Consider the following 14,942-nt stretch of genomic DNA (forward strand, 5'->3'; position numbering starts at 1 on the left):
CTCCTTCAGATGGGTTGTATTGCGTTGCCGAAACCAGAACTCACGAAATCACTCATGCCCCGATGTACGCCTTGCGGATGGAGTCATCGGCCAGCAGCACGTCGGGCTTGCCTTCGCGCACAATGCGCCCGCTCTCCATCACATAGGCGCGGTGGGCAATCTTCAAGGCGGCAAACGCATTCTGTTCCGCCAGCAGCACCGTGGTGCCACTTTGGTTGATGCGCTGAATCACCTCAAACATCTGCTTGATCACCAGCGGCGCCAGGCCCAGCGAGGGCTCATCAAGCAGCAGCACCTTGGGCCGCCCCATCATGGCGCGGCCAATGGCCACCATCTGCTGCTGGCCACCCGACAGCGAGCCCGCCGGGTCGTCCTTCTTCTGCTGCAGGATGGGGAAGAGCGTATACACCTCTTGCAAAATCTTCTGGCTGGGCCCGGTGTCACGGCGGTGCACATAGGCGCCCAGCTCCAGGTTTTTCTGCACACTCATCTGGGGGAACAGCTTGCGCCCTTCGGGGCACTGCACCACACCCGATTGCACGATGGCCGAGGGCTTGCTACCCACCAGTTCCTTGCCTTCCCAGGTGATGGAGCCACCCGCTGCCGGATGGATGCCGCTGGCCGTCAAGAACAGCGAGCTTTTGCCCGCACCGTTGGCCCCCAGCAGCACCACCAGTTCACCCGGCGCGGCCTGCAAGCTGATCTTGTCGAGGGCGAGAAAGCTGCCGTACTTCAGCGATACGTTGTCAAACTTCAGCATGCTCGCTCCCCAGGTACGCATCAATCACCGCCGGGTTTCGGCGAATTTCTTCAGGTGTGCCTTCGGCGATTTTTTCGCCATAGCTCAGCACCAGAATCTTGTCGGCCAGGCTCATGATCATGCCCATCTTGTGCTCGATCAGTGCCACCGTCATGCCGTGCTGCACAAACTTGCGAATCAGCTGCGCCAGGCCCTCGGTTTCTTCCGGATTCACGCCACCTGCGGGCTCATCGAGCAGCAGCAGCTTGGGGTCGGTGGCCAGGGCCAGCGCAAAGGCCACGCGCTTGCGCTCTTCCTGGGTGATGTCGCCCGCCAGGCGGTGGGCAATCTGGGACAGCCCCACGAAATCCAGCGCATCGCGTGCTTTTTCACGGCACACGCGCTCTTCCTCACGCAGTCGGCTGGAGCCGCGCAGCACATCCCACAGGCCGGAATGGGTGCGCAGGCGGTGGCCGACGATCAGGTTGTCCAGCACCGAGGCTTTGTCGAACAGGGCTGTGGACTGGAACGTGCGTGCCACCCCCAGTTTGGCCACCTGATCCGGGCGCAGCGATGTCACATCCTGCCCATTGAACGTGATGGTGCCGCTGGTGGGCTTGTGCATGGAGCTGATCAAGTTGAAGAACGTGGTCTTACCTGCACCGTTGGGACCGATGATCGCGTTGATCTTGCCGGTTTCGATCACGGTGCTGACGTCGTTCACCGCTGCCAGCCCGCCAAACTTTTTCGTCAGTTTTTCAATCTTGAGCATGCGGCTTGCCCTCCTTGGCATTGCGGCGTGCGCGCCACGCCAAAAAACTTCCCACAATGCCTTGCGGCAGGAAGATCACCAGTGCCACCAAGATGGGGCCGAACACGATGAAGCGGTACTCCTGCAGAAACTGCAGCGACTGCGTCAGCCACGGCATACCAATCGCGCCCAGCAACGGTCCAAGCACCGTACCCAGGCCACCAACGATCATGAAAATCATCATGTCGAAAGTGTGGTGCGTGCCTGCAATATCAGGGCCGATGAAGCGCACAAAACCGGCATACAGCCCACCCGCCATGCCGGCGTAAAACACGCTCAACATGAAGGCCAGCACCTTGTTGCGCATGAGGTTGATACCCAGCGCCTCCGCCAGCTCATCGCTGTTGCGAATGGCAATGAAGGTGCGCCCCAGCAACGACTTGACGATGCGGCGCATGACCCACACGGCCACCACCAGAAAAAACAGCATCAGGTAGTACAGCGCCAGGGGTGACTCAAACGCCACCGAGCCGATGGGCTCCGGCGCAGGGATGCCCATGATGCCCACCGTGCCGTGCGTGAGGCTCTCCCACTTCTCGATCACCAAAAACATGATGTAGCCCACGCACAGCGTGAAGATCGAGAAAAAGTGCCCCTTCAGCCGCAGCGAAACAATGCCGACAAAGTAGCCCACAAAGGCGCTGATGATGCCTGCCATGGGGAAGGCAGCCCAGAAGCTCCAGCCGTGGTCCACGGTCAGAATGCCGACGGTATAGGCCCCCACCGCCATGAACCCCGCATGCGCAAGATTGAGCTGACCGGCATAACCCGTCACCAGATTCAGCCCCAGCGTGGCAATCGCGAAGATGTACGCGGTGCTCATCACCGTCAGGTGGTAGTCATTGCCCGCCACCCAGGGAAATGCGAGGCTGGCGGCCAGCAGCAGCCCCCACGCCAATTTGCTATCGATAAAGCCTTGCATCTCAGCGCCCTCTCTTTGCAAACAAGCCCTCTGGGCGCATCGACAGAATCACCACCAGCAGCACGAAAGCGATGATGTCCTTGTAATCGGTAGACACGTAGTAGGCCCCAAAGCTCTCGGCAAACCCGATGATCAGGCCACCCACAATGGCACCAGGAATGCTGCCCATGCCACCCAAAATGATGATCACAAAGGCTTTGGTGATCACCAGATGGCCCATGGCGGGATAGACCAAGTTGATGGGTGCATACAGCGTGGCAGCCACCGCCGCCAGCACGCCGGAGATGGCGAAGGTCAGCATGGCGACACGGTTGGCATCAATGCCCACGATGGAAGCGCCATCGCGGTTTTGCGCCATGGCAATGATGGTGGAGCCCACCACCGTGCGCGTCAGGAACAGGTGCAGCGCCACCATCAGCGCAAAGGCTGCGGCAATGATCAACAGCCGCTGGGCAGGGGCGGTGATGCCGCCCAGGTCCACAATGCTCGTATAGGGCGTTTGCATGCGCTGGAAATCTGCCCCCCAGAGGGCTTGTGCCGCTGCTTCCAGAAACAGCAGCACACCAATCGCCGCAATCATGGGATGAATGCCCGAGGCGTTGCGCAGCGGGTTGAACACCAGCCGCTCGCTGATCACCGCCATCAGCGCCACCACGCCCGCGGCGACCACCATGGCCAGCCAATAGCCCAGACCCCAGGCGTTCATGGCATGGAAAGCTACGAACGCGCCAATCATGTAGAACGCGCCGTGTGCAAAGTTAGGCACATGCAAGATGCCGTAGACCAGAGTCAGCCCCAGCGCCACCAAGCCGTAGATACCGCCCAATGTCAGGCCATTGAGCACTTGCTGCAGAAAAACGTCCATCACGCCCTCCCGCCCGGTTGACGCCCGCGCATGGCAGCGCGGCACACCATGGTGTTGTCATGCATCCCTGTCTCCTTGTCTGTACGGAACCGATCCTTTGTGGACCCGTTGCCAGTTCAGCGTAGGACGTGCATAGGCAAATAACCAGCGGAAAATTCCGCTGTGCGGAACTTTTCGGGCAAACCCCGACGAATTCACCAACCCGCCTGTAACGCAGTTGACGCCAGCCACGGGGAAACCTTATGAGGGTAATAACGGTGCCCCACCAGGGCTTGGCCGGAAAGCGCAAAATCACCCTCTATGAGCGATACATCCACCCTCTTGCGCCAACAGCTGCAACAACTGGAAGCCGAATTGCGCGCCGCTTCGCTATGGGGCACGCAGCCCCCCAGCCCTGAGGCGCTGGCTTCCACCATGCCGTTTATGTATGACACCCTGAAGGTCGAGCAATGGCTGCAATGGGTGTTTGTGCCGCGCCTGCATGCCTTGCTGGATGCACAAGGGGCATTGCCCGGCAACTGCAGCGTGCAGCCCTTGGCGGAGCATGAGTGGAATGGCCGCTTCCCCGGCGGTGCGCATGGCGTGGCACTGCAAGTGCTGGCAGATATTGATAAGACGTTGAGCCAGCCCTGACCGTGCAGCGCAAGCCTGCTATGGCTTAAATAGCTGCTTGCGCTCGCCAGTCTTTGAGTTGCTAGTTAAAAAGTATCCAGCTTCAATACTGACAAGCACATAAAGCTCTGTTTTTAAGAGCATTCCCGGTCCGCGCATACGCTGCCCGGCTGCGAAGGCACAGTGCTTGCTTGCACTGCGTGCATGTCTTTGACCTTGCCTTTTCCTCCCAGTGTCCGGGCTGCTAGTGGTGACGATGCTGCGGCCCAATCCATGTTGCATGCCCAACTGCTGGCAGCCACGGGTGAAGGGGTGTTTGGTGTGAACACGGAGGGCCACTGCACCTTCATCAACCCTGCGGGTGCACGCATGATTGGCTGGCCTGCCGAGCACGTCTTGGGGCGCAATATGCATGCGTTGACGCACCACAGCCATGCCGATGGCTGTGCTTACTCCGATGCTGATTGCCCCATCTACCGCGCTTTTCGCCACGGTACAGGCTGCCGCATTGATTCTGAGGTGTTCTGGCGTCAAGACGGCACCAGCTTTGCGGTGGAGTACACCAGCTACCCGCTGCTCAATAGTGAGGGGCAACCTCAGGGCGCTGTTGTCACGTTTGTGGACATCACCGAGCGCCGCGCTGCGGCACAAGCGCTAGAAGCCGCCAATGCAGCGCTGGAGGCCCGTGTGCAAGAGCGCACGCAAGCCTTGCATGAAGCGCTGCGCCAGCAACAAGCGCTGAGCACGCACTCCGAACACATCCGCGAAGAAGAGCGCACCCGCATTGCCCGCGAGGTGCATGATGAGCTGGGCAGCCTTTTGGTAGCGCTCAAACTTGATGTGAAATGGATGGAAAAGCGCTTGGCCTCTGCGGCTGCCACGCAGAGCGCCCCAGCCAGCGACTGGCATGCATTGCTGCAGCGCAAGTGCCACAGCATGGGGCGCTTGATTGAAGATGCCGTCGACAACGTGGGCCGCATCATCACCGACTTGCGCCCCAGCATTCTGGACCACCAAGGTTTGTGGGCTGCGCTGGAGTGGCAGGCTCAGGAGTGCGCAGAAAAGAGTGAGCTTCAGTTCCACTGGCGCTGTGACGTGGGCCACATCGAAGCGCCTGCGGGCAATGTGGCAATGGGCATTTTCCGCATCTTCCAAGAGGTTTTGACCAATGTGGCCCGGCATGCGCAGGCGAGTGAGCTGACTGTGCAACTGCATTGCCGCAATCAGCAATTGCATTTGCGAGTGTGTGACGACGGCCAAGGGATGGAGCAACGCCATTGGCAAGCTGCACAAGCCTATGGCGTGATGGGCATGCACGAACGGGCAAGGCAGTTAGGTGGACAGCTGAGCATCTTTAGTCAGCCCGGTAAAGGCACCTGTGTCACCTTGCAAGTGCCTTTATCAATGTCTGAAACGGCCACCTCAGAGGTGGTGCTTTGAGCGCTATGAAAACATTGAACATCATGCTGGCCGATGACCACCGCATCGTGCGCGAAGGCATGAAGCAAGTGTTTGCAGATACGCAGGACATCCGCGTGGTGGCTGAGGCGGCGGATGGCGAGGCGGTGCTGGACTACCTGAATGCGCCACAGCAACGTATCGACTTGCTGGTGCTGGACATTGCCATGCCCGGCCAAGACGGTTTGTCGGTGCTGGGCACATTGCGCCGTACGCACCCGCACTTGCCAACCTTGGTGCTCAGTACCTATCCGGATCGGCAATATGCGGTGCGCTGCATCCAGCTTGGTGCCAAAGGCTATCTCAACAAAAGTGCAGATCCGGATGACATGGTGCAGGCGGTGCGCCAGATTGGTGCAGGGGGGCTGTACGTAAGCCCTGGCACGGCGCAAGCGCTAGCTATGGCAGTGAGCCGCAACAGCAAGGGCGATGGGCTGTCTTACAGAGAGCAACAGGTCTACAAGCTGCTGACTTCGGGGATGAGCGTGACCGAGATCAGCGCTCAGTTAAGTTTGGCGAGCAACACGGTCAGTACCTACCGCACGCGCATTTTGGAGAAGACCGGCACCAAAAACGATGTGGAGCTGACGCTGTACGCCCTCCACCAACCATCGCAGCTATAGCCAAGCGCACTTTTGTAGGGCTGGCACTACAAGGGTTCGCAGTTTGTGCAGCGATTTGCGAGAGAACAACCGATTGGCACGCATTCAGGTCTGGATGTTGCAAAGAGCAGGGCATTGCTTGCTTCAAGAGGTGTGCCATGTTCAAACTGCCCCGTTCCCTGACCGCTGCCGCATACGATGCTGATCGCCCCCTGCAACTGCGTTGTGCGTGCGGCCAAAACCATGCCCCGGAGGACCACGATACGGTGGCCAACAGCGTCGAGGCGCTGAGCAATGACCGCATTGAGGCCACGGTCGTCAAAGCCCTGTTCCCGCACGATGGAGTGCGCCGCAACCTCCTGAAAGCAGTCGGTGCAGGTACGTTGCGCGCAGCGATTGGCTCGGTGTTGCCGTTGGGCGCTTTGCAGGCCATGGCACAGGAAAAAGGGCCCTTGGAAAAAACCAACGTCAAGATTGGCTTTATCCCGATTACCTGCGCCACGCCATTGATCATGGCCCACCCCATGGGCTTTTATGAGGCCGAAGGGCTCAAGGCTGAAGTTATCAAAACAGCCAACTGGGCGCTGATTCGCGACAAGATGATTCACGGTGAGCACGATGTCTCTCACTTCCTGAGCCCTCAGCCTATTGCCATGAGTCTGGGGCTGGGTTCCTCGAAAGCGGCCATGCGTGTCGCGACCATCCAGAACACCAATGGTCAGGCTATTACGCTGGCCAACAAACACAAGAACAACCGTGATCCGAAAAACTGGAAGGGCATGAAGTTTGCCGTGCCGTTTGAGCACAGCATGCACAACTTCCTGCTGCGTTACTACGTGGCGGAGCACGGTTTGAACCCTGATACCGATATCCAGATCCGCGTAGTCCCTCCACCAGAAATGGTGGCCAATCTGCGTGCTGGCAACATTGACGGCTATCTCGGCCCTGATCCGTTCAACCAGCGTGCTGTGTTTGAAGAAGTGGGCTTCATTCACCTGCTGACCAAAGAGCTGTGGGAAGGACACCCGTGCTGCGCTTTCGGAGCTTCAGAGAAATTCATCCAGCAGGCCCCGAATACGTTTGCCGCACTGTTCCGCGCCGTGCTCAAGTCTTCGACCATGGCGCGTGATCCTGCCAACCGTGATGCCATCGCCAAAGCGATTGCCCCCGCCAATTACTTGAACCAGCCTGAAATTGTTATCAAGCAGGTGCTGACCGGGCGCTTTGCCGATGGTCTGGGCAACATCCAGAACGTGCCCAACCGCGCAGACTTTGACCCCATTCCGTGGCAGTCCATGGCGGTGTGGATCTTGACCCAGATGAAGCGCTGGGGCTACCTCAAGGAAGACGTGAACTACCAGCAATTGGCGCAGCAAATCTTCCTGATCACCGATGCCAAGAAACACATGCAGGCGTTGGGCATGCCGGTGCCGGAAGGGGTAACGCGCAAGTTCACCATCATGGGTAAGGAGTTTGATCCGGCACAGCCTGAGGCCTACCTTCAAAGCTTTGCGATTCGCAAGACCAACTGATCGAGTGGAGGGTTTGGTATGAAAAAAGCTTCTCTGCGCATACAGGCTTGGGCCATTTCCTTGGCCTTGCTGGTTTGCATATTGGCGGTGTGGTCGGGGTTGACGGTTGGCGGTGGCACATCGGGCGCTGTGGCCAATCTCAACCCCGAACAGATTGAGTACATGCAGATGTTGGGCAAATCGCCGGAAGGTGAAGGGGGCAGCAAAGCAGGATTCCCCAGTCCGGGTGAATTTGGTGCCGCCGTGGTGCAGCACCTGTCCCAGCCGTTCTATGACAACGGCCCCAACGATAAAGGCATTGGCATTCAGTTGGGCTGGTCGCTGCTGCGCGTGGCAGCAGGCTTTTTCTTGGCTTGTTTGGTCGCCATTCCATTGGGCTTTGTGATTGGCATGTCACCGCTGCTGTACAGGGCGTTGGACCCCTTCATTCAAGTGCTTAAGCCTATCTCTCCACTGGCATGGATGCCCTTGGCGCTCTACACCATCAAGGACTCCTCCGCCAGCGGCATTTTTGTGATCTTTATTTGCTCGGTCTGGCCCATGCTGGTCAACACCGCCTTTGGTGTGGCCGGCGTCAAGCGTGAATGGCTCAACGTAGCCAATACCTTGGAAGTGTCCCCGCTGCGCAAAGCGCTTCAAGTGATTTTGCCTGCCGCAGCGCCCACGATCTTTACGGGCATGCGCATCTCCATGGGCATTGCCTGGCTGGTGATTGTGGCCGCCGAGATGCTGGTGGGCGGCACCGGCGTGGGCTACTTCTTGTGGAACGAGTGGAACAACCTGTCGCTGACCAATGTACTGTTTGCCATTCTCACCATTGGTGTAGTGGGCATGTTGCTGGATCAGACATTTGCCAGCTTGCAAAAGAAGGTGACTTATGTGGAGTGATGAACGTATGAATGCCTCTTTGCCCCAAGCGGCCGCTCAGGTCAGTGCCGCAGCACAGGCTAGCGAACGTGCCTTCTTGCAGATCGAAGGTCTGCAAAAAGCCTATGACCCTGCCAAGCCTGTGTTCGACCAGGTGGACTTTGACATCCAGCGCGGTGAATTTGTCTGCGTAATCGGCCACTCAGGTTGCGGCAAAACCACCGTATTGAACGTGCTCGCTGGACTGGACACCGCCACCGCTGGCCACGTGTTCATGGAAGGGCGTGAAATTTCTGGCCCGAGCTTGGACCGTGGGGTGGTGTTTCAGAGCCATGCGCTGATGCCATGGCTCACCGTGCGCCAGAACATTGCCTTTGCTGTGAAATCACGCCACCCTCAGTGGAGCGCTGCGCAGATCAATACCCACGTCGAAAAATATGTGCAATTGGTCGGTTTGAGCCCAGCAATCGACAAGCAACCTTCGCAGCTATCCGGCGGGATGAAGCAGCGTGTGGGGATTGCACGTGCGTTCTCTATAGAGCCCAAGATGCTGCTGTTGGATGAGCCGTTTGGGGCACTGGATGCGCTGACGCGTGGCGCCATCCAAGACGAACTAATGGGCATCGTACGCCAAACCCAGCAAACCGTTTTCATGATCACCCACGATGTGGACGAAGCCATCTTGCTGGCTGACCGCATCTTGCTCATGAGCAATGGCAGTGACACCGCCAGTGGCTATGTAGCTGGCGGCGTGGCCGAGATGGTGGACAACCCCCTGCCCCGCGAGCGCAAGCGCGCGGATCTGCACCATCTGGAAGGCTACTACCCCTTGCGCAACCACATCGTGGACTTCTTGGTGCACCGCGCCAAGGCCCATTGACACCTCTTTTGTTCCATACCCTTTTTGATCGTTAAAGGAAATCGACCATGAACCGCAATGACGTCACTGAAAAAATCATCACCACCAAGGTCAGCAAAGGCCTGAAGTGGGAAGACGTAGCCAAGCAAGTTGGTCTGAGTAAGGAGTGGGTGACCGCAGGCTGCTTAGGCCAGATGACCTTCAACGCTGAGCAAGCCGCTATGCTGGCCAAGATATTTGATCTGACGGATGAAGAAACCAAATGGCTGCAAATCGTGCCTTACAAAGGCTCGCTGCCCACGCCTGTGCCCACGGATCCGCTGATCTATCGTTGGTATGAAGTGGTCAGCGTCTACGGCAGCACCATCAAGGAATTGATCCACGAAGAGTTCGGCGACGGCATCATGAGCGCGATTGATTTCAGCATGGACATTCAGCGTGAAGCCAACCCCAATGGTGACCGCGTCAACGTGGTGCTGTCGGGCAAATTCCTGCCCTATAAATCCTATTAGGATCGCGGGCGACATCAAAAAAGCACCGTACAGACGGTGCTTTTTTACTGAGGCAGTCAAATTAGATCTCTGGCCATTGTTGGCTGTTGATTGATTCGGGGTTACGTAGGGTGGCAGTGTGGTTTTGGGCGAGATTGAGCCTTTTTTTAGCAGGGCGGTGAGGGTGAGCCTGCATCTCCAGCGCCTGTGCGCAGCTGGCCCCCAGCAGCAAGATGGCTGAAGTGACATAAATCCACATCAGCACCACCACCAGCGACCCCGCCGCGCCATACGCAGACACCACGGCGGCCGTCGACAGGTACCAGGCCAGCGCCTGCTTGCTGAGCATGAACAACATGGAAGACACCACGGCCCCGAACACCAGATAGCGCAGCCGTGGCTTGCTGCCCGTGCCAATTCGCATCAGGCCCACAAACAAGACCGTCATCACGGCAAACGAAACGCTTTCGTTGATCAGGCTGATCACCAGGCCGGGCGGTTCCATGTGCAGCCAGCTGCCCGCCAGCTGCGTGAACATCTTGATGGCGGTGGACAGCACCATGGTCACCAGCATCAAAAAGCCCACCACCAACACATAGGCCAGGCCACGCAGGCGCAAGGTGGCCAGCTTCCACCACGCGGCCTGCGCCGCTGGTGGCGTGTGCTTGCCAAACTGCCAGAGCTTGTCGAGGGCGTTTTGCAGCTCGACAAACACACCGGTGGCCCCGGTCAGCAGCAGCACAAAAGCGATCAGGGATGCCACCCGCCCTTGCGCCGGTGCCTGGGCGCTGGCCAACGCCCCTTCCACCACGCTGGCGCCGCGCTCACCCATCACCGACTGCACCTGGCTGAGCAGGGTGCTCTCCACCGTGCTGCGATCCATCCACCAGCCCAGCAGTCCCACGATCAGCAGCACCAGCGGCGACAGGCTCAGAAGCCCATAAAAGGTCATGGCCGCACTCATGCGCAGACCATCGGCCGCCATCCACAGCTGTACAGCATCGATAAAGGGTTGCAAGGGGCGCAGCAGCAAGGCCGCGCGCTGTTTCCAGCGGTTGCGATCAAAAGCCATGCGGCCATTGTGGCGTGCTCAGCGCAGCACAGGGTGTCAGCGCAGGCCGCTCTCTGGTGCCGCTGTACCCGGTGGCACCGCTGTTGTGCGTAGATCGATCGCACTTCGACACCCATGTTTACCCTAGTCAAGAACACTGGTCTGCACTGGAGTGCTGTGTTTAACTGCGGGTTGCCACTTAAGGCGAAACCCGAAAAAAGACAAACAATCACTGCTTGAATGACAGTGAATGCAGGGAGACAACACCATGCACACCACCTTCACTTCCGCCTCTCCCGCCGACCGCGTGCTGTGCCCGGCATTGCGCGAACGCATCATGACGGCCGACCAGGCCGCCAGCCTCATCCAGTCCGGTATGACGCTGGGCATGAGCGGCTTCACCCCCGCCGGTGCCCCCAAGGCCGTGCCCCAGGCGCTGGCGCGCCGCATTGAGGAGCAGAACGCCCAGGGCGGCAACTTCCGCATCAGCCTGTGGACCGGCGCGTCCACCTCGGCCGAGCTGGATGGCGCGCTGGCCAAGGTGCACGGCATTGAGCGCCGCCTGCCCTACCAGTCTGACCCCACGGTGCGCAAAGAGATCAACGACGGGCGCATGCAGTACGTGGACATCCACCTGTCCCATGTGGCGCAGTACGTGTGGTTCGGCTTTCTGGGTCACCTCGATGTGGCGGTGATTGAAGTGGCCGGCATCCTGCCTGACGGGCGCTTGATTCCCTCCACCTCGGTGGGCAACAACAAGACTTGGCTGGAGCAGGCCGACAAAATCATTCTGGAAGTCAACAGCGCCCAGCCGGCCGAGCTGGAAGGCATGCACGACATCTACTACGGCGCAGCCGTGCCGCCCAAGCGCAAGCCCATCCCCATGGAGCACCCGTTCGACCGTATTGGCGACCCGTATCTGCACTGCGATCTGAGCAAGGTGATTGCCGTGGTGCCCACGGCCCAGCGCGACAAGCTGGCCGGCTTTACGCCGCCTGATGCCGATTCGCAGCGCATTGCCCAGCACATCATCGATTTTCTGCAGCAAGAGGTGAAGATCGGCCGCCTGCCGCCCGAGCTGCTGCCGCTGCAGTCCGGCGTGGGCAATATCGCCAACGCCGTGCTGGCGGGCCTGAACACCGGCCCCTTCGATCACCTGAACGCCTATACCGAGGTGCTGCAGGACGGCATGCTGGACATGCTGGAGTCGGGCAAGCTCGATACCGCCTCCACCACTTCGCTGGCGCTCAGCCCGGCGGCCATGGAACGCTTTCTGGCCAACATCGAGAACTACCGCTCGCGCATCGTGCTGCGCCCGCAAGAGATCTCCAACCACCCTGAGCTGATCCGCCGCATGGGCCTGATCTCGATGAACGCGCTGATCGAGGCCGATATGTACGGCAACGTCAACAGCACGCACGTGATGGGCTCGTCCATCATGAACGGCATCGGTGGCAGTGGCGACTTTGCGCGCAACGCCTATCTGTCGATCTTCATGACACCATCCATGGCCAAGGGCGGGAACATCAGCTGCATCGTGCCTATGGTGTCCCATGTGGACCACACCGAGCACGATGTGCAGGTCATCGTCACCGAACAAGGTCTGACCGATTTGCGCGGCCTGGCACCGGTGCAGCGTGCGCGCCTGATCATCGACAAATGCGTGCACCCGGACTACAAGGCCGAGATGACCGACTACCTGGAGCGCGCATTGCAAGGCGCCTCCGGCAAGCACACGCCGCATTTGCTGGAAGAGGCTTATGCCTGGCACAGCCGTTTTCTGAAAACAGGCAGCATGCATGCCGCTGTGCAGCAGCCGGTGCTGCGCGCGATGTAAAAAAAAGCGCTGCCATGGCAGCGCTTTTTTTTGCTTTTTTTGGCCTCTTGCACAATCTGCACGGGCGCAATCAGCTCACATTTTTAAAACAGCAGCGTCTTGATGAAAGGTGCTGCGAGCACGTTCACCGCACCGGCAATCAGCATCACTAGCGAGGCCATCACAGCCTGCACCTCACCGTACTGCCGGGCGCGCGCCACACCGCTGCCGTGGGCCGCACCACCCCAGCTGGCACCGGTGGCCAGCTTGCTGCGAATGCGGGGTAAAAAGCGCAGCACCGTCTGGCCCAGCAGCATGGCGCTGACGCCGGTCAGCAGCACAAACAGCACCGCCAGATCGGTGGGGCCGCCCAGCACTTTCTCGGCCTCGATGGCGAACGGTGTGGTGATGGAACGCACGGCCAGGCTTTTTTCCAAATCTTCCGGCAAGCCCAGCCACTGGGCAAAGGCGACGGACGTGCCAATCGACACCACGGTGGCCGCCACCACGCCGGTGGAAATCGACATCCAGTGCTTCTTCAGCAGCGCGCGGTGCGCGTGCAGCGGCAGCGCAAAGGCCACGGTGGTGGGGCCCAGCAGCCAGCCCAGCCAATGGGTCTGGGCGTAGTACTGCGGAAAACTCACCTCGCTCAGCAAGACCAGCGCAATCAGCACCAGCGGCGTGGCGATGATGGGCATCAGCAGCACATGCTGGTACTGGCCATACAGGCGCTTGTTGACGGCGTAGCACGCCACGGTGGCCACCAACGACAGCAGGCCGATCATCTCGTTCGACATGGCGCTCACTCCTGGCTTTCCAGCGCCTGGCGGGCGTTAGCCGTGGATTTGCGGCGGGCCAGCCACAGCTCCAGGCGGTAGACCCGGTCCACCGCCAATGCCGTCACCGCCATCACGCAGGCGGTGCTCACCACGATCACCGCCAAAATGCGCAGGCCCTGGTGGCGGATCAGATCCGGGTACTCAGTCACCACCAGCATGGCGGGCACAAAAAACAGCAGCATTTCGGCCATCAGCCAGTTGGTGCCGGCCTGCAGCCACTGCGCCTTGACTACGCCGCTGAACAGGCCTGCCGCCAATAGGGCAAAGCCAATCAGCCCGGCGGGCATGCTCCAGCCAAAATGCTGGCGCAACACGTCCATCGCCACCCAGATGGCACTGAGCAGGCCCACTTGCAACACCACCTTGGCCCACGGCCAGACCACCTGCACGGCGCGGGTGGGGGTGGGTAGCGCAGGCAGGGACGAAAACTTTGACATGGTGCCAAGTCTAGGGTTTACCCTTGCATTCGTAAAATGAATAATTCCCATGAAAACGATGCCCAAAAGGAATTCACATGGACCTGCGTGCCCTGCGGTACTTCATTGAGGTCGTGCGCCAGAACGGCTTCACGCGTGCGGCCGAGACGTTGCATGTGACCCAACCCACCATCAGCAAGATGGTCAAGGCGCTGGAAGACGAACTGGGCGGCCCGCTGCTGCTGCGTGAGGGCCGTGGCGTGCAACTGACCGATGCTGGTCAGGTGGTGTACGACCGGGGGCTGGAAATGCTGGAGCAAGCCAAGCTGCTGCGCCAGCAGGTGGCCGAGGTGGACGACATCACACGCGGGGAGCTGAGCGTGGGCATCATGCCCACCACCGGCCACTACATGGCGCCGGTGATTGCACTGTTTCAGCAGCGCTATCCGGGGGTGAATCTGCAGGTCAACGAGCAAGGTGCACGCGCCCAGTACCAGCTAATTCAGGACGGCAAGCTGGACATGGCACTGGGCCTGTTCAACGCCCCCGACCCGGCACTGGAGCGCTACACCGTGGCACTGCAAAAAACCCGGGTGGTGCTGCCCGTGCACCGGGTGCCGGACCCCAGCCAGCCGATGCGCTGGCAGGACCTGCGCGAGCTGCCGTTTGTGCTCTACACCTCCGACTTTGCGCTGCACGAATATGTGCTGCAACAGTGCGAGGCGGCAGGCTTTACCCCCCGCGTCACGGTGCAGACGCGCTACTGGGACTTCATCGGCCACCTTGTCGCTGCCGACGTGGGCGTGGCCGTGATGTTTGAGCACGTGATTGCACACTACAACCCCGAGCGCGTTGCCAGCCGCCCGCTGGTTGAGCCCAACACCCACTGGGAAGTGGCGCTGATGTGGCGCTCCGGCTATCTGTCGCGTGCCGCACGCGCCTGGCTGGACTGCGTGCGCGAGGTCTACCCGCGACCACTGCATGGCGCTGCGCCCGCACCACTCCCACAACCATAGCTGCCAGCGCTTGATGGATAAGCGCTAGCAGCCAATTTCTATTACA

16 protein-coding genes are annotated in these 14,942 nt (G+C 59.8%); 9 read left to right on the plus strand and 7 right to left on the minus strand.

Annotated elements, in window-relative coordinates:
* Positions 1 to 52 precede the first annotated feature (52 nt).
* Genes AC27VO_RS05655 through AC27VO_RS05670 form a run of 4 tightly spaced genes read right to left on the minus strand, consistent with a single transcriptional unit; the run spans position 53 to position 3,337 of the window.
* On the minus strand, positions 53 to 760 hold the full coding sequence (locus tag AC27VO_RS05655) for an ABC transporter ATP-binding protein (protein WP_488665738.1): 708 nt from the start codon (positions 758 to 760) through the stop codon (positions 53 to 55).
* Complete coding sequence (locus tag AC27VO_RS05660) at positions 747 to 1,511, minus strand: ABC transporter ATP-binding protein (RefSeq protein ID WP_488665739.1); 765 nt, start codon at positions 1,509 to 1,511, stop codon at positions 747 to 749. Before AC27VO_RS05660 ends, AC27VO_RS05655 begins: the two co-directional genes overlap by 14 nt.
* Complete coding sequence (locus AC27VO_RS05665) at positions 1,498 to 2,472, minus strand: branched-chain amino acid ABC transporter permease (RefSeq protein ID WP_488665740.1); 975 nt, start codon at positions 2,470 to 2,472, stop codon at positions 1,498 to 1,500. The genes AC27VO_RS05660 and AC27VO_RS05665 overlap by 14 nt, the downstream gene beginning before the upstream one ends.
* A 1-nt stretch (position 2,473) precedes the next feature.
* Positions 2,474 to 3,337 carry a branched-chain amino acid ABC transporter permease gene (locus AC27VO_RS05670; protein WP_488665741.1) on the minus strand — a complete coding sequence of 288 codons (864 nt, stop codon included), beginning with the start codon at positions 3,335 to 3,337 and terminating at the stop codon, positions 2,474 to 2,476.
* 300 nt (positions 3,338 to 3,637) lie between these two features.
* Here AC27VO_RS05670 and AC27VO_RS05675 point away from each other — a divergent pair, with 300 nt between their 5' ends.
* The 7 genes from AC27VO_RS05675 to cynS all read left to right on the plus strand — a co-directional run bounded on the left by AC27VO_RS05675 (position 3,638) and on the right by cynS (position 9,779).
* A complete protein-coding gene (locus tag AC27VO_RS05675) occupies positions 3,638 to 3,970 on the plus strand; it encodes a YqcC family protein (protein WP_488665742.1) in 333 nt (110 codons plus the stop codon).
* A gap of 183 nt (positions 3,971 to 4,153) precedes the next feature.
* Positions 4,154 to 5,389 carry a PAS domain-containing sensor histidine kinase gene (locus AC27VO_RS05680; RefSeq protein ID WP_488665743.1) on the plus strand — a complete coding sequence of 412 codons (1,236 nt, stop codon included), beginning with the start codon at positions 4,154 to 4,156 and terminating at the stop codon, positions 5,387 to 5,389.
* Positions 5,390 to 5,394: 5 nt separating this feature from the next.
* Positions 5,395 to 6,030, plus strand: a complete 636-nt coding sequence (locus AC27VO_RS05685) for a response regulator (RefSeq protein ID WP_488665744.1) — start codon at positions 5,395 to 5,397, stop codon at positions 6,028 to 6,030.
* 137 nt (positions 6,031 to 6,167) lie between these two features.
* Complete coding sequence (locus AC27VO_RS05690; protein ID WP_488665745.1) at positions 6,168 to 7,541, plus strand: CmpA/NrtA family ABC transporter substrate-binding protein; 1,374 nt, start codon at positions 6,168 to 6,170, stop codon at positions 7,539 to 7,541.
* Between the two features lie 18 nt (positions 7,542 to 7,559).
* Positions 7,560 to 8,429 carry a nitrate ABC transporter permease gene (gene ntrB, locus AC27VO_RS05695; protein WP_488665746.1) on the plus strand — a complete coding sequence of 290 codons (870 nt, stop codon included), beginning with the start codon at positions 7,560 to 7,562 and terminating at the stop codon, positions 8,427 to 8,429.
* Positions 8,419 to 9,288 carry an ABC transporter ATP-binding protein gene (locus AC27VO_RS05700; protein ID WP_488665747.1) on the plus strand — a complete coding sequence of 290 codons (870 nt, stop codon included), beginning with the start codon at positions 8,419 to 8,421 and terminating at the stop codon, positions 9,286 to 9,288. The genes ntrB and AC27VO_RS05700 overlap by 11 nt, the downstream gene beginning before the upstream one ends.
* Before the next feature lie 47 nt (positions 9,289 to 9,335).
* On the plus strand, positions 9,336 to 9,779 hold the full coding sequence (gene cynS / locus AC27VO_RS05705; protein WP_488665748.1) for a cyanase: 444 nt from the start codon (positions 9,336 to 9,338) through the stop codon (positions 9,777 to 9,779).
* A 61-nt stretch (positions 9,780 to 9,840) separates the two neighbouring features.
* Here the strand turns inward: cynS and AC27VO_RS05710 are convergent, their stop codons facing one another.
* Positions 9,841 to 10,830 (minus strand): YihY/virulence factor BrkB family protein, encoded by a 990-nt coding sequence (locus AC27VO_RS05710; RefSeq protein ID WP_488665749.1) that lies wholly within the window; start codon positions 10,828 to 10,830, stop codon positions 9,841 to 9,843.
* A 247-nt stretch (positions 10,831 to 11,077) separates the two neighbouring features.
* On the opposite strand from AC27VO_RS05710, the gene scpC reads away from it, so the two are divergent.
* Positions 11,078 to 12,646, plus strand: coding sequence for a succinyl-CoA:acetate CoA-transferase ScpC (gene scpC / locus AC27VO_RS05715; protein WP_488665750.1), 1,569 nt, complete (start codon positions 11,078 to 11,080; stop codon positions 12,644 to 12,646).
* Positions 12,647 to 12,729: 83 nt separating this feature from the next.
* On the opposite strand, the gene AC27VO_RS05720 is transcribed toward scpC, so the two are convergent.
* Positions 12,730 to 13,422, minus strand: a complete 693-nt coding sequence (locus tag AC27VO_RS05720) for an LrgB family protein (RefSeq protein WP_488665751.1) — start codon at positions 13,420 to 13,422, stop codon at positions 12,730 to 12,732.
* Positions 13,423 to 13,427: 5 nt separating this feature from the next.
* The gene (locus tag AC27VO_RS05725) at positions 13,428 to 13,901 is read right to left on the minus strand and encodes a CidA/LrgA family protein (protein ID WP_488665752.1); all 474 of its coding nucleotides are present in this window, start codon (positions 13,899 to 13,901) and stop codon (positions 13,428 to 13,430) included.
* 77 nt (positions 13,902 to 13,978) lie between these two features.
* On the opposite strand from AC27VO_RS05725, the gene AC27VO_RS05730 reads away from it, so the two are divergent.
* The gene (locus AC27VO_RS05730) at positions 13,979 to 14,896 is read left to right on the plus strand and encodes a LysR family transcriptional regulator (RefSeq protein WP_488665753.1); all 918 of its coding nucleotides are present in this window, start codon (positions 13,979 to 13,981) and stop codon (positions 14,894 to 14,896) included.
* The last annotated feature ends 46 nt before the right edge of the window (positions 14,897 to 14,942 follow it).

The organism is Comamonas sp. 14P8.1.4, assembly GCF_057799285.1.